At 68.0% G+C, this 14,147-nt stretch carries 11 protein-coding genes; 5 read left to right on the forward strand and 6 right to left on the reverse strand.

Features of this window, described 5'->3' with window-relative positions; genetic code table 11:
- Positions 1-100: 100 nt before the first annotated feature.
- Together G4D83_RS24990 and G4D83_RS24995 are read right to left on the reverse strand one after the other, a co-directional pair.
- Positions 101-1,243, reverse strand: coding sequence for an alpha/beta hydrolase (locus G4D83_RS24990; protein WP_163867320.1), 1,143 nt, complete (start codon positions 1,241-1,243; stop codon positions 101-103).
- Complete coding sequence (locus tag G4D83_RS24995; protein ID WP_163867321.1) at positions 1,240-3,921, reverse strand: ELWxxDGT repeat protein; 2,682 nt, start codon at positions 3,919-3,921, stop codon at positions 1,240-1,242. Before G4D83_RS24995 ends, G4D83_RS24990 begins: the two co-directional genes overlap by 4 nt.
- Before the next feature lie 229 nt (positions 3,922-4,150).
- On the opposite strand from G4D83_RS24995, the gene G4D83_RS25000 reads away from it, so the two are divergent.
- Complete coding sequence (locus G4D83_RS25000) at positions 4,151-5,221, forward strand: hypothetical protein (RefSeq protein WP_163867322.1); 1,071 nt, start codon at positions 4,151-4,153, stop codon at positions 5,219-5,221.
- Positions 5,222-5,329: 108 nt separating this feature from the next.
- On the opposite strand, the gene G4D83_RS25005 is transcribed toward G4D83_RS25000, so the two are convergent.
- Both G4D83_RS25005 and G4D83_RS25010 read right to left on the reverse strand, forming a co-directional pair.
- Complete coding sequence (locus G4D83_RS25005; RefSeq protein WP_163867323.1) at positions 5,330-6,739, reverse strand: hypothetical protein; 1,410 nt, start codon at positions 6,737-6,739, stop codon at positions 5,330-5,332.
- A 256-nt stretch (positions 6,740-6,995) separates the two neighbouring features.
- Positions 6,996-7,292, reverse strand: a complete 297-nt coding sequence (locus tag G4D83_RS25010) for a hypothetical protein (RefSeq protein ID WP_163867324.1) — start codon at positions 7,290-7,292, stop codon at positions 6,996-6,998.
- A 156-nt stretch (positions 7,293-7,448) separates the two neighbouring features.
- On the opposite strand from G4D83_RS25010, the gene G4D83_RS25015 reads away from it, so the two are divergent.
- Positions 7,449-8,261 carry a GNAT family N-acetyltransferase gene (locus tag G4D83_RS25015; RefSeq protein WP_163867325.1) on the forward strand — a complete coding sequence of 271 codons (813 nt, stop codon included), beginning with the start codon at positions 7,449-7,451 and terminating at the stop codon, positions 8,259-8,261.
- A gap of 79 nt (positions 8,262-8,340) precedes the next feature.
- Positions 8,341-9,051 (forward strand): iron-containing redox enzyme family protein, encoded by a 711-nt coding sequence (locus G4D83_RS25020; protein ID WP_240356558.1) that lies wholly within the window; start codon positions 8,341-8,343, stop codon positions 9,049-9,051.
- Between the two features lie 120 nt (positions 9,052-9,171).
- On the opposite strand, the gene G4D83_RS25025 is transcribed toward G4D83_RS25020, so the two are convergent.
- Positions 9,172-10,269, reverse strand: a complete 1,098-nt coding sequence (locus G4D83_RS25025; RefSeq protein ID WP_163867327.1) for a helix-turn-helix transcriptional regulator — start codon at positions 10,267-10,269, stop codon at positions 9,172-9,174.
- Positions 10,270-10,521: 252 nt separating this feature from the next.
- On the opposite strand from G4D83_RS25025, the gene G4D83_RS25030 reads away from it, so the two are divergent.
- A complete protein-coding gene (locus G4D83_RS25030) occupies positions 10,522-10,881 on the forward strand; it encodes a hypothetical protein (protein ID WP_163867328.1) in 360 nt (119 codons plus the stop codon).
- Positions 10,881-13,049, forward strand: a complete 2,169-nt coding sequence (locus G4D83_RS25035) for a hypothetical protein (RefSeq protein WP_163867329.1) — start codon at positions 10,881-10,883, stop codon at positions 13,047-13,049. Before G4D83_RS25030 ends, G4D83_RS25035 begins: the two co-directional genes overlap by 1 nt.
- Positions 13,050-13,190: 141 nt before the next feature.
- Here G4D83_RS25035 and G4D83_RS25040 read toward each other — a convergent pair whose 3' ends face one another.
- Positions 13,191-14,138 (reverse strand): terpene synthase family protein, encoded by a 948-nt coding sequence (locus tag G4D83_RS25040; RefSeq protein ID WP_163867330.1) that lies wholly within the window; start codon positions 14,136-14,138, stop codon positions 13,191-13,193.
- Positions 14,139-14,147: the final 9 nt, after the last annotated feature.

The raw sequence follows: 14,147 nt of genomic DNA on the forward strand, positions 1-14,147 counted from the left end.
GTGTGACTCACTCCGGGGGCGCGGTGGGGCTCACTCCTCCCGGGCGAGACGCTGCGTCGCGTCGCGCCACGGGTCCCCTGAGGCCCATGTCGCCCGTTGGCTAGGGCTCCGAGCTCAGCTCACTCGGGGCCCGCGCCGTGTTGGAGCGGCCGGGGAACAGGTAGTGCAGGACGCCTGGCATGCGCCGGGCCCAGGAGGGCTCGGTGTGGTAGCCGCCCGCCTCGTTCACGTACCGCAGCGTGGTGCCGTCGGTGTAGCCCACGGAGCGGAACGCGTCCGCCAGGGCCAACGCGTAGATGTTGGACTCCTGGCTGCCCTCGTCGATGTACAGCCGGGTGGAGGCGCCCGGCGCCGGACTGGCGGCGGCGGAGCTGGCGATGAAACGGTTGCCCCAGAAGACGGAGGGCGACAGCGCCCCCACCCGGCCGAAGATCTGCGGGTGGCGCAGCGCGGCGTGGACGGAGATGAGCCCGCCCAGCGACGAGCCGATGATGCCCGTGCTGGCGGCGTCCGTCCGGGTGCGGAGCGTGGCGTCGATCCGCGGCTTCAGCTCCTCCACCAACATCCGCACGTACAGGTCGCCCAACGCAGGGACGTCCGGGTAGGACGGGTCCGTGACGGGGACGTACTCGGCCATGCGCTGTCCGGTCCGGTTGACGAAGATGACGATGACCTCGTCGACCGCGCCCTTGGCGATGCCCGCGTCCACGGCCTCGTCCACCTCCCACTCGTCGCCGGTGATGGACAGGGCCGCGTCGAAGAGGTTGCAGCCGTCATGCATGTAGATGACGGGGTGCCGCCGCAGCGGGTTCTCGCTGTAGCCGGCGGGCAGCCAGGCCCAGATGGTGCGGTCGTTGTCGAGCGCGTTGGAGTGGAACGCCGGGAACACCGTCGTCAGCTGCCCGGAGTCCGTCGAGAAGTAGGGGTAGATGTGGACCGTCTTGCCTCGCGAGACGGGGTACATCGCGCCCTTGCTGGCGACCTCATCGCGGTACGCCCGCACCTGGACGGCGGCCGTGGTGGTGGGGACGTAGGCGCAGAACGTGGCGGTGCTCCGATCGGCCACCTCGGTGTCCCGCATCCACTCGTACCCCGGGGAGCTCTTGAGCATCCAGACGTCCCCCGTGGACAACGGGTAGTGGACCTTGACGACGGTGAGCTCCGTGCCCGCGGGAGGGGCCGGGTCGCCCGTGCAGACGCTGGAGAGGGTGGCGGTCAGCGCCAGGGTCAGGAAGGGAATCATGGGGTCACCTCGTCGATGCGCCACAGCTCGGTGCCGTGGGCGCCGTCATTGGCGGTCAGCAACAGTTGGGTGGAGTTGATGCGGATGGGACGCCCGGGTGAGCCGTCGAGCTTCCCGGGCGCGAAGTCGTAGGCGAGGCGCGTGTTGGCCGCAGTGAGGTCCGACATCCAGAGCTCTCGTCCTTGCGTGGCCGAGTCGGCGACGAAGTAGACGTACTCCTTCTCCGCGTGCACCCACGCATAGCTGTCCAGCGTGGCGCTGGACGAGAGGCGAGTCGTCCCGGGGCGCGTGAGGTCGGAGCGCCACAGGCCCACCCCCATCGTCCCGTTGCCGCCCACGAACGTCAGCGTGCCGTCGACCATCACAAAGGGGGGCTCGGGGTCATACAGGTTCGACGGGCCCGCGAGCGAGACGAGGCGGCGGTTTCCTGGCGTGCCATTGGACGCGTAGAGGACGCCGCTGCCCGCGAGCGCCACCTCCGTTCCCGTGGCGATGAGGTCGCGGAACGAGCCTCCGGTGATGAACACCGTGCCCTGAGGGGTGCCGTCGGTCGACCACAGCCCGCCGGGCGCGGTGCTTGCCGTGCCCGAGACCGGATAGGCGATGAAGTACACCTTGTTCTGATTCCGGATCGCCTTGAGGACGCCCAGCCCCTGGGCGGTGAGCCTGACGGGGAGGCTCCCCGGAACGAGGGAGTACAGCGACCGGACGAACTGCGCGTCCTGTGCGGTGAAGATGAGACTGGCGCCGAAGCTGATGGGCGCCGGGTCCGGGACAGCGCTGTGGGCCGGGCCTGGCAGCACGTCCGTCAGGCGCTCCGTTCCGTTCTCGGTTCCATCCGTGCGCCAGAGCTCGTTGCCCGTCACTCCGTCGCTGGCGATGAAGTAGAAGTGGTTGCCGTGGACGGTGGCGTAGGTCCTGACGATCCCATCCAACGCGCCCACGCCGGCCGTGGGGTGGATGTCGCGGATCATTCGCGTGCCCCGTGGCGTGCCGTCGGAGAACCACAGCTCGGAGCCGTGCTCCGGGGTGCGGCCGGCGAACACGACGTTCTGGCCGAACACGTAGATCTGCCCCGTGACGCCATCGGCGATACCGGGGGACAGGTCCGTCAATCGTTGGGTCCCCGTGGGCGTGCCGTCGGTGACGTACAGCTCGCGGCCGGTGAGGCCGTCGCTGGCCGCGAAGAACGCCCGGCCCTGGGGCGTGGCGACCAGCCAGGTCGGCGCGGAGGGCGCGGTGCCCGGACCCGGCAGGGACAGCCGGCGCGTCCCCGCGCTCGTCCCATCCGTGTCACACAGATCGTTGACGCCCAGGGGCGTGGTGCAGGCGAAGTAGGCGCGAGCCCCCGCGACCGATAGCAACTGCAGGTCCGCGCTCCCTCGGCTCCCCGGATAGAGGTCGCTCACCAACTGGGTGCCGGAGGGTTGGCCGTTGGAGAACCACGGCTCGCGACCATGGATGCCGTCGTCGGCGAAGAAGAGCGCGCCCGCGCCGAAGGGGACGTAACGGCCGCTGACACTCCGGTTCGCTCCCGGAAGGATGTCCTTGAGCATGAACGTCCCCGCCGAGGTGCCGTCGGACGTCCACGGCTCACCGCCCGTGGTGCTCTGGCTGGCGGTGTAGAACAGCCGGCCAGGGGTCCCCGTGAATGCCGTGGGGGCCGAGCCCGTCGCGCCCGGAACGGCGTCGCTGACCAGGACGGTGCCCGTGGAGGTGCCGTCGGTCTTCCATAGCTCCTCGCCATGCACGCCATCGTTCGCCGCGAAGAAGACGGTGGAGCCCACGCTGGCGATGCGTGACTGCGCGAGGAAGGGCATCGACCCGCTGGCGCCAGGCTGGATGTCCTTGAGGAGCGAGGTTCCGGCGGGTGTCCCGTCGGTGCTCCAGGGCTCCGCGCCCGCTGTCCCGTTGTTGGCGAAGAAGATGGCGCGGGAGCCCACGACCGTGAATCCGATGGGGGACGACGAGCCGGTGGGATGGATGTCCTTGAGGCGCTGGGTGCCGGCCACCGTGCCGTCGCTCACCCAGGGCTCGGAGTTGATGGCGGAGGACTGGGCGAAGAGGACGCGCTGGTTGAGGAGCGCGGGGGGTCCCGTCACCGGCTCGCTCGATAGCCGGGTGACCTGGAACAGCGCGTCCATTCGGTACAGGAGGAAGTCGCTGCCCCGGATGGCGGTGAAGACGAGCGCGTCACCCAATTGCCCGACCATCGTCGCGTTGCTCGACAGCGGGCCCGGGTTGAGGTCCGCCACCCGCCGGGTGCCAGCGGCGGTTCCATCCGAGAGCCACAGCTCCATCCCCGTGCCGGGCTCGAAGGCGCTGAACACCAGCAGGTCCGCCGTGCCGCCGGCGGGTCTGTACACGCCTTGGGGCGTGGGCGCCGTGCTGGTGGGGAAGGTGGTGATGGGCGTCGCCACGCTCGTCGTCGGGTCCAGGCTGTAGAGCGCGCTTCCCGATGGGTGATTGGCTCCGAAGTAGACGCGCTGGTGGGCCGCCACGACCGAGCCGGGGGCGGGGCCCAGGCTCATCGCATTGAGGTCCTTGACCAGGGTGAAGGTGGGAATCGTGAGCGCCGCCCGTTGCGTCTCAGGTGGCTTTTCGCTCGCTGAATCGATGTTGTTTGATTCGCAGGCTCCAAGAAACAGAGCCAGCGAGGTGACGACCAGACGTCGCATGGATGGTACCCCCTCGTGTCGAATTGCACGAAGGGGACGTCTGGGATGAATTTCCATTTCGATTTAGTTGTGGGATGAGCGCGACAATCGTGTCTAGTGATGGGGAAGTGACGCGGCACGCGAGGGGGTGGTAGGGGGTGCCGCGGGCCGCCGTGACGAGTCATTGACAGGGTCGCGGGCGCCATGCGTTTGTCAGCGGTGCGGGTGAGACTCTGGTAGAGCTGGACACATGAGTCGACGACGTGCCCCGGAAGACCTCCACGCGCTGCTGGGTGAGTCGAATCCGGATTGGGAGCGCCTCATCAAGGCGCTCAAGAAGCTTCCGGAGGACGTGGACCCGATGCTCGCCGCGGGGGCGGTGCTGCGGCTCATTCCGGAAGACCGCTCATACCTCGGGTCCTTCGGGCGTCACTGTCAGCAGCTCCCCGCGCCGGTCATCCGCGCGGTGCTGGAGCGGCTCGCGGGCGACGTGCGTCCGGCGGTCTACTTCCTGCGCGAGAGCGTGGACCGGGAGGGCTCGGACGAGGCCCTGCGTGGGTCGTGGCGGATGGCGCTCCAGGGGATGCTGGACCTGGATGTGACGTATGGCTGGGGCTCGAAGCAGCGCAAGGCGAAGCTCCAGGGGCTGGCGGAGAACCCGGTGCTGCTCCAGGCGATCCAGACCGTGGTCGTGGCCAGTGAGGAGGTGGCCCTGGACATGCTGGCGGTGTTGACCATCGACGCGTCCGAGGCCTCGCTCGATGCGCTCATCCCGCATGTCGAGCGGGCGGTGCGGAGCCAGGGGTGGGAGTTGGACCGGCTGGAGGACCTGCGGACCCACGCGCGCTCCACACCGGCCCTGGATGCGCTGTTCGAGCGGATGGAGGCGCTGCTCCAGGCGCGCCGCGCCCGCTCACCGGCGCTCGAGCTGGCGCGCGAACTGGGGTTCGGCGAGCCCGAGGTCTTCTGGTTCAGACTCTACGCGACGGGCGGCGAGGAGGGGGACGGGCAGTCGATGACCTATCGTTACCACTGTCACCTGACGGTCGACAGCCGGGCTCCGGTCTGGTTCCGCTTCTCCATGTCCTCCTGGGGCCCGGACGGTGTGCCCGGGAGAATCGTGTCGGTCTTCGACTTCGACAGCGAGGGGCTCCAGAACGACACGCTGGGGCTGGGGGCCTGCGCGCCCTCGCGGTTCCCCGAGTGGATGGCCCGGGCGGCGAAGCAGCTTCGGACCGAGTGGAGCCTCGACCAGATGTCGGTCATGACGAGCCTGAGGGGCCGGCAGCGCACGCGGCTCGTCGAGTGGCTGAAGGGTTGAAATCCTTGTGAGCCCCAGGCCTCGGGCCGCTGAAGACGACGGCGCCCCGGTGGGCCGGCCCGTGTGCTCGGGGCCGACCTCCGGGGCGCCATCACCGCGCGTCAGGCCTCAGGGATTGGTCCAGATGCCGAAGCCCAGGAAGAAGCCCCGGATGGAGTTGCGCAGGCTGGTGGTCTGCGGCGTCCCCTGCGACGTGCCGTAGGTCCACACGGCGGCGTGGCCAAAGGGGCCGAACGGGCACGAGGAGTTGCCGTGGATGGCGATGGAGTGGCCATTCGAGACGGACGCCGAGGCGAAGTAGGGGAAGACCGGGGAGTAGGCATACACGTAGCCGTAGGAGTCCACCCGGCCGATGCTCCCGACGTTGGAGAGCACGGACATGCCACTGATTTGATTGAAGAACCCGCCGTTGCTGGCGGACGTGTTCAACAGATACGTGCCGTCCACGCGATAGGAACCCTGCTCGTACGCGGTGGCCGAGCCGGGGCTCGTGTAGGCGGCGAAGGTGGAGCCGCTGATGCGGCCCTGGTGGTCGAAGCGCACCTTGCAGCTCGAGGTGCACGGGGCGATGAACATGCGGGGGACGAGGATGGGGAAGCGCGGGCCCCACGGCCAGGTGACGACCCACTCGATGTAATAGGCGATGAGCCACCGCGTGCAGGACAGCTTGAGGTTGACCTGGCTGAGGCCGGAGAACCCGTGGGAGATGCCGTTGCGGCCCAGGGCGGTGAGCGCGTGCTTGGCGCCGGGGCCATTCGTTCCGCTGACGATGCCTCCGCTGTTGTTGATGTAGACGCCGTACCCGGAGCCCGAGGGGTTCTGCGAGTACACGGCCTGCCACACGCAGTTGCAGGGGGCCAGGACCTGGAGCCGCGAGAGCGACAGGCCGTAGACCATCGCCTGGCCACGCAGGGTGGGGTTGATGGCCACCACCGCGTCCACCAGGTCGACCTCCTTGCCCTCGCCAGCGGATTCCGCGACCTTGGTGAGCGCCTCGTCCAGCTCCTCGCTCACGTGCAGCACGTCACCGCTGGTCGCCGCGCCCGGCGCCACGGTGACCTGGCACTCCTTGTCCTCGGGGCAATCAAGGTTGAAGTTGTAGGGCTGGGTGAGGATGGGCTCGCCCTTCGCCTTGTCCTCGAGCACCAGCCGCTGGGACCAGCCCTCCTTCCAGAACTCCTTGGAGGCGCCCGTCAGCTCGATCTCCGTCTCCTTGCCGGGCTCCGGCGTCACCCCCACGCTGTCCGTCGGCTCGTCCCTGTTGCCATAGGAGGAGAGCACGAGGCTGGAGGGAAGCTCTTGATTGTCGGCCCACTGGATGCGGACCTTCAGTCCCTCACCCTCCAGGAAGAGGCCGGTGATGGTCGCCGGGGCCCCCTTCTCCGCCTCGGGGTCGGGGTCTGCGGCGCGGGCCACCGGGGCCAGCAACAGGCCTCCGAGCGCGAGCACGGACAGGGGCAGCGGGCGCAGCGGTAGCAGGACGAGGTCGAGGAGACCTCGTACAGGACGATATGACATGGGGAAACCCCTTATGAGACAGGAGGCACGGCCGACAGGGATTGTCGGATGTGATGTCTGTCAAAGCAGGTCTTGTGCCTGTGCCATGGAGTTTTGGTTTTCCCCGGAAGGCTCACGGACCTCCCTGCCCCGACGGGAGGGGTGAGTGTTGGCGGGTGGACAGCGGGTTGTGGCCCGTCCCGCCACGAATCCGCCCGACTCGTGGCGTGGGGCGCTACAGCGCGGTGCGGATGGTGGTTTGTCAATCCATTGCCGTCTATGCGACGCCGCTTCCGCCGAGTCGCAGGAGCCCACGGCGGATGAAAGGACTGTTCAACGTCCCGGCGAGAGGGAGGTTGTTCGGGTTCTGGGGAAGCGGTTGGGGATCCGCCGGAATCGCCCAGGAGAAGTCCGTGCTCGTGAAGCCCGTGAGCCACGTGTACGTGGGGAAATCAATGGGCGCCTTGACGTGCATGGCCGTCAGGACGGCGTAGTCGCCCGCTTCGGCCTTGAGCCCTTCAATATTGGCCGGCCACTGGATGTTGAGCTCGGCTCGACGGGGGTGTTCGGCCATCACTACCTCAACGCCCCAGGGGGCGGGGTGCACTCGACCACCTCGTCGCCCGTGCGCCTGTTCACACAGAGCCTCCGTCGAACTCACGTCACCTGCGACGAAAGTACGTGGGAGGGCGGCGAGACACAGGCCCGCCTCGCTACCAGGAGAGTACCCATGACGTGCAGGCACTGGCGCTGGCGTGTCGCCACCACCCAGCGGGAGCTCGATGCCGTGGCTCGCATCCGCTGGGCTGTCTTCGGCGGAGAACTGGGATTGCTGCCCGAGCAGTCCGCGCTGTCTCGTCGAGAGGTGACGTGTGTCGACACGCTCGACACCACGGTGCACGTGCTCGTCTACGCGGGCGACGAGCCGGTGGCGACGATGCGAGTGGCGTTGCCCAACGCGGAGGTGGCGGCGAACCTGGGCGGGAAGGTGGGGCTCGAGATGGAGCAGCGCGTGGACCTCTCGGGCCTGCTCCAGCCGGGAAGGGTGTTCGCGGAGCCTTCGCGCTTCTGTGTATTGCCGAAGTGGCGGCGCTCGGAGGCCGTCACGTGGCTGCAGGCGGGCATGTACTCGGAGAGCCGGCGGCGCGGGGTGACGCACTGGATTGCCTCCGCGAATCTGGAGACGGACTCACCCGAGGACGCGCACCTCTCCTGGCAGGTGGCGGCCCGCCGGGGCTGGCTGAGTCCGCGCTGGCGCGTGGCTGTGTCCGACCCGTGTCGCCCCCCGGTGCATCCCCGCAATCCCTACTACACGCCGGAGGAGCGGGCGCAGGCCGCGCTGGGGCTGTTGGACGGACTGCGACTGCCCCGGGCGCCCGCGCTCTTCGCCAGGACGATGGGGGCGCGCTTCATCGCGGCGCCGCTCTACGACACGTATTTCCAGTGGTTCACGCTGCCGCTCGTCATGGCGCTCGATGAAATCCCCGCGGACTCCCTGGCGCGCTTCCACGCGCTGGAGCACTGCGTGAGTCCCGCCGCCTAGGCCGGGACGGTTCCTCTCTTCCCTTCACCTTCAACACGCAGTGACCGGGAGCCCCATGGGCACCGGACAGGAGACGTACGTGCAAACACAGGCGGAGAATCACGTGGGAACGAATTGGTTGGCGGCGCTGGACGTGGAGGCGCGAGGGCTGGTGGCGGCGGTGGATGCGCGGTCCGACGGCCGACGCATCCTCGAGGGCACCCTCGACAAGGAGGGCTACATCCACTACCTCATCCAGACGTATCACTACGCCCGCTGGAGCACGCCGATCCTCGCCGAGGCGGGCGAGCGGCTGAAGCGGCAGGGCCGGCACCCGGAGCTGGCGCGATTGCTCATCCAGAAGGGGGAGGAGGAGCGGGGGCACGACCGGTGGCTGCTGTCGGACCTCAAGAACCTGGGGTGCTCGGAGGAGACCGTGGAGACGGCGGCGCGGAGCCCTGCGGTGGATGCCTATACGGGGTGGAACTTCTTCACGTCCCGCGCGGGCGTGCCGACGGCGGCGTTGGGGACCGCGTACGTGCTGGAGTACCTGTCGCAGACGCGGGCGGGCGTGTGGGCCAGGCAACTGAAGAAGGTGTCCACCATTCCCAACATCCACAAGTCCGTGACGTTCCTGCGCAGCCACGGGGCCCTGGACGGAGACCACGTGGCGGAGATGGCGCGGCTCTTCGAGCGGCTGACGGAGGCAGAGGACCAGGAGGCGATCCTCTTCTCGGCTCGCGTCGCGCGGAACGTCTACCCGTGCATCTTCCGTGAGGACGGCGCCTCCAGCCTGTCCCTCGCGAGGTAGACACCAGCGCATGCACGCTGGGGGAAAACTCCCGTTCGAAGAACCCTGGCTTTCGGGAGACGCCTTCCCATGCAATCCCTCGCGGCGCTTTCCACCCGTCGCGAGGGCTCACGGGCCGCCTCACACCGGCTTGTTGAGGAGGGCTGCCTGGTAGAGGAAGTCGGCGCGATTGTCGACGCCCAGCTTCTTGAAGAGGTTGCTCACGTGGGTCTTCACCGTCTGCCCCGAGATCTCGAAATCCTCGGCGATCTGTCCGTTGGACCAGTTTCGGAGCACGCCCCTCGCGATCTCGAGTTCGCGGTCTGTGAGTCCGCGCTGCATGTGCAAGGGGAGGGGGATGGAGTGGGGAAGCTCGCTCAACAGGAGGGCCCATTGCCGGGGGCCGTCGTCACCGGCGGGCATCTCGACGAACCGGCACGTGCGGTAGCCCTCGGGATGGTTGGCGACCCAGAGGGTCTTCCCGAGCCTCGAGTCCGGGTCCATCCGAACCAGGGCGTCCAGCCGCTCCTTGAGGACGTGAGGGAGCCCGGAGGCGTCGACCTCCGAAGGGGTGAACCAGCGCTCCAGCAGGGCGGTGGTGTGCGGGGAGCGGAACACCTCGCGAGAGGGAGGCTCCACGACAAGGTAGGCGGAGTCCTCGCGCTGGTAGAGCGCTTGAATCAATTGGGCGCGGGTGGCCAGGTCCTGGAAGTCCTGGCATCTGCCCAGGGAGGTCGCCACGTGCCTGGTGACGCTGGCGACGGCGGTGATGCTCTGGGCCGTGAACGGGGACCGCTTGTGCCGGTAGAACGCGAGGGCGCCGACGAGGCCGGGGCGGATGGGCACGAGGACGGCCATGAGGTGTTCGAACGGCAGCGCCAGCTCCAGGCTGCGTTGGTAGATGGGGGTTCGTTCGTACTCCCCGCGGGAGATGAGCTGCGTGTCGCAGATGGGCACTTCGGGCCGGGCGATGATGGGGGCCCGGAGGAAGTCATGGTCGACCAGGCGGGCATACTCATCGAGAATGGGGATGGGGTGGCCCGGGACGTGCCATCGGAAGTCGGGCGACGGGGAGAAGCGCATGAGGCACAGGGCCATGGCGTCGGCCTGGGCGAACTCGAGCATCTGCGCTCGGGCCGCTTCAAGGACTCGCGGAATGGTCCGCTCGCTGCCGAGGGACGCGATGACATCGTCCCGGACCATGAGCTCGCGAGAGTTGAAGTCCATCGGATTGAACATCCGCGTCTCCTTGTCAGGCAACCCCGAGGGGTGTGCGAGGATGCCCCCGTCTATAGGTCTGGACTGGAATTCTGTCCCTCACCCCACGGGGGTATTGACGCAAAACCCTGGCGGACCTGGGGTCTTCGCGTCAAGGGAGGCTCAACGAGGAGCCAGCAGTCCGAGAGGACCTCCCTCGACGGCATCACGCATTCCCAGCTATACCCAACATGAAATCTTCCTCCAGGATGATGTTCATCGAGTGGGTCAAACATGCACCTGCTGCAAATCCGATCGGCGCAAATGGATGCGTTTCGCGAGGAGCGCCGCCGCGTGGTGGCAGCAGAGGTGGGTGAGAACATCCGCACGCGGTGGCCATCGCGCCTCGCGCTCCCGTCCCAGCCAATCAACGACTGTGTCGCGCTTTCCCTCGAGTGGTCCGAGCGCCGCCGTGCGACGGACCGGTTGACACTCGAAGCCGTCGCCGCGGTGTTCGCCGCCTACGGCCCGCCCCCCTGGACGGCTCCCTTCGCCAGACCGCTGGCTGACATCCACCTGGAGCCCGCCGAGCGGGTCCAGCGGTTCGTCGACGCCGCGGTGCGCGCGCTCGACGAAGAAGAAGCGGCGCGCTGATGCTCAAGGTCGACATCGTCAATCCCGAACCCCCCGACGAGCTGGGCATCGAGCAACGATGTGGGGAGTTCCTCCACATCCGGGTGCGTGTCGTCGAGTGCTGCCTGCACCGGGGCGTCGCGGGCATCAAGGTCAGCCTCCGGCTGGGCGCAAAGACTGTCGGCCCCTTCGATACCGACAAACATGGCCGCGTGACGTTCGGAGTCCCAAGGGCGCGTGTGCTCGCACCGATGGTGGCCCCACAGACCTTCGAGGTGGGCTTCCAGCTCCCGGCGGGAGGCCAATACTTCTACCACGAGGAGGTCGAGCCCTGGACGGCGGTGCCCATGACGCCGGGCAAGAACTCACGGGTCCAGCTCACGCTCGCGTCGAACTGGGTCACCCCGCCCGAGGACCTCGATCCCCGGGTGAAGGCCGTGCTGTCGAATGCGGACATCCGCATCTACGTCGACGACGGCGCGAACAATGGCAACCAGGCCGCGTGTCTCGACCTGCTGCGCGCCATCGACCGGATTGAGCGGACCGCCGCCACCACGCCGGACCCGAAGCCGCTCGTGCGCGTCCTGGCGAACAGCCAGACCGAGTTCGAGAAGTACGAGCACTCCATCGCGATGAACCTGCCGGACGCGAGCAAGAACACCCCGGCGAGCCGGAAGGCCTTCTGGGCGGCATACCTCCCCGCCGTCATCGAAGGCCTGCTCGAGGTCAAGGCGCGCGAGGACAGTGGCGAGGAGAAACAGGGCTACTTCCTGGATGGGACAGGCATGAGTGCCACCATCCGGTTGCTGAGGCCCTGTGCCAGGCAGGCCGTGGTGGCGACGGATGTCGAGGATGCCGCCGACGCGGCGGATGACGTCAATCACTTCCAGACGACCCAGCTCCATCTGAAGTACGTCCTGAAGGGGATGCTCAACCACGCCTCGGTCGTCGCGCTCGCCCCCGACAAGGTGTCCATCTCCAACGAGGTGGCAAAGAAGACCATCCTGGTCGCCACGGGAGGAAACCTCTCCCTCAAGCTCACCGTCCTGAGCTGTGAGGAGGTGAGTCCGGCCGCGCGGCTGAGGAAGCTCGAACCCAACCTCGCCAACGTTCGAGCCGCGACCCAGAGCCTCGCCACCAAGGAGGACTTCACCGCCAACGCGCGCGCGAATCGCATCGGCATCCTGCCGGCATTCGACATCGGCGTGAGCCTGCCCCAGCCAGAGCGGGCGAAGCTCAACGAACTCGCGGCCATGATGAAGGTCACCGACCAGTTCGTCCTCCAGCCCTTCCTCTGGAAGCCGACCACGCGCCACCTGCGACGCGACGACGCCACCTTCGAAAGGCTGTGCCTGCCCGAGCAGGCCTCCTACGTCTACGACGTCGCGGCGCTGGGAGACGCGGACACCGCGAACCTCGCGAGCGAGAACCTTCGTGGCTTCTTCACGGCGCTCCTCGCGGCGAAGCAGCGCGGCGATGCTCGACTCCACATCGGTTATGGCGTGCATCAAGCGGCGGCTCCCGCCACCGTCGGAAAGAACCTCGCGACCGCGCTGGCGAGGCTGGCGGCTCAGAAGAAGCTCATCACCGTCGTTCCGTGCAAGCTCCCAGCCTTCGGGGAGGGCGCCGCGCAGGTCGTGGGCACCCACGTCATCAACCTGGATGTGGCTGACCCCACGTCCCTGGCGTCACTGCAAGGGGCGCTCGCGAACGCGGCCGTGAAGGTCATCCTCGTGACCACCGCCGGCGCGTTGCCGACGGCCCTGTTCCGACAGCTCGTCCTCCACTCCCAGCTTCCCGTGCTGTTTGAAGGCGCCAACACCGCGAGCCTGCTGCTGAACGCCGGCCGGCCCCACCTGTCGGTGAAGCTGGGGACGACGACCTATGCGACGCTTCCCGGATCCGATGCCCCGGCCAAGCTCGCGGCGCTCACGGGGCTGCTGGTGAAGAACGGACTGGCGGGCGATGAGCTCGACCGACTGGCCACGTTCCTGGACAAAGCGCAGGCGGGAACCAGCGAGGTTGGCGACTACTTCACCGAGGCACAGACCTTCATCAAGCAAGACAAGCTCGACCAGCTCAAGCTCGCGCTCTACCGGTTGGACCATCAGCGACGGCTCGTGGCGGGAACCGTCGTCGAGGCGGATGCCCTGCCGCCGCCGAAGGAGATCCCGGGCCTCTACGCCTGAGCCCTGGATCCGCACGGCGGGCCTCCGAGCCAGGATGCCCAGGGCTCCTCGCTCACGGCGGAACGGGGCTGGCCGCGGAGGCGACGCAAGCGAATGCCAGGGCAGCCAGGAGGAGTCATTTGGGACAGGGCATGCCCCATCCTACGCCCCGCGTGGCGGGCCGCGCCCACCTTCGACTCCCAAGCATTCAGGGGGATGCGAGTCCTCTTCATGGGCGTCCTGCTCCGCGTACTCCGCCCGGTAGCGGTGGGTGATGTGGTCCCCCCAGTCCTGGTAGCCGATCAGCCAATCACGCAGGCCGGAGATGAATCCTCGCAGCTCCTTGCTCGCATCTCGCTCCAGCACCGCCGCCTCTTCCTGGAATGCGCTGATCTCCGCGTGGATCTGCCTCGCTGTGTAGTTGGCGCCTTCTTGAAGGGAGTGGCCCTGCGCCGCGTGGATCATGGCCATGTTCCGGCCCTGGTCCGGCTCGCGCGCCTCGGTGTGGAGGCTGTGCAGGTCATTGGCCCAGGAGGCGATGTTGTTGACGTGCAGGCGGAGGCGCTCCACTGACGGGCGGTTGTACTCCTCGGGCGTCAAGGGCCCCGCGTTGGCGGCGTCGATGAGGGCCATGGAGGGATTCACGCCCCCGGTGTGACGGCGAAACGCGCGGTAGGGATGCATCGCGAGGGGCTTGCCCAGGAGTTGCGCGACGATCTGCAGTCCCGCGGAGCCAGCCCACATGCGGATGCCGTGGGCGAAGCGCGCGAAGTGCTCGGGGGACAGGAGGCTTCTCAAGCGCCGGCAGACGTCCATCAAGGCCCGCTCCCCGAAGACGGGCTCGGGGCTCGCCTCGTCGAGGTCGAGGACGTCCAGGACGGCGGTGAGCTGCGACAGGGTGGCTTCGTTGAGCGGATCCACCCGGTCCACGGCGTGGTCGTCGATGATGAACAGCCATGCGGTGAAGTCCGTGAGGGCCTGGAGCAACTCCGGCCCCGCATGGGGAAAGCTGCGGCCCGAGAATGACGCATACTTCGCCCGCTCCACCCGGGCCCGATGTTTCGCCGTGAGGATGAGCCCCTGCTGGCTGGCCCAGCCCAGCATCGTCATGCCTCTTCC

Source organism: Myxococcus eversor (assembly GCF_010894455.1).
GTDB lineage: Bacteria > Myxococcota > Myxococcia > Myxococcales > Myxococcaceae > Myxococcus > Myxococcus eversor.

What these genes read in the sequence shown, in the direction of transcription:
- G4D83_RS25005 (WP_163867323.1), bottom strand. Translation starts at nt 6,739, where the DNA reads ATGTCATATCGTCCTGTACGAGGTCTCCTCGACCTCGTCCTGCTACCG.
- G4D83_RS25025 (WP_163867327.1), bottom strand. Translation starts at nt 10,269, where the DNA reads ATGTTCAATCCGATGGACTTCAACTCTCGCGAGCTCATGGTCCGGGAC.
- G4D83_RS24990 (WP_163867320.1), bottom strand. Translation starts at nt 1,243, where the DNA reads ATGATTCCCTTCCTGACCCTGGCGCTGACCGCCACCCTCTCCAGCGTC.
- G4D83_RS25010 (WP_163867324.1), bottom strand. Translation starts at nt 7,292, where the DNA reads ATGGCCGAACACCCCCGTCGAGCCGAGCTCAACATCCAGTGGCCGGCC.
- G4D83_RS25000 (WP_163867322.1), top strand. Translation starts at nt 4,151, where the DNA reads ATGAGTCGACGACGTGCCCCGGAAGACCTCCACGCGCTGCTGGGTGAG.
- G4D83_RS25015 (WP_163867325.1), top strand. Translation starts at nt 7,449, where the DNA reads ATGACGTGCAGGCACTGGCGCTGGCGTGTCGCCACCACCCAGCGGGAG.
- G4D83_RS24995 (WP_163867321.1), bottom strand. Translation starts at nt 3,921, where the DNA reads ATGCGACGTCTGGTCGTCACCTCGCTGGCTCTGTTTCTTGGAGCCTGC.
- G4D83_RS25035 (WP_163867329.1), top strand. Translation starts at nt 10,881, where the DNA reads ATGCTCAAGGTCGACATCGTCAATCCCGAACCCCCCGACGAGCTGGGC.
- G4D83_RS25040 (WP_163867330.1), bottom strand. Translation starts at nt 14,138, where the DNA reads ATGACGATGCTGGGCTGGGCCAGCCAGCAGGGGCTCATCCTCACGGCG.
- G4D83_RS25030 (WP_163867328.1), top strand. Translation starts at nt 10,522, where the DNA reads ATGCACCTGCTGCAAATCCGATCGGCGCAAATGGATGCGTTTCGCGAG.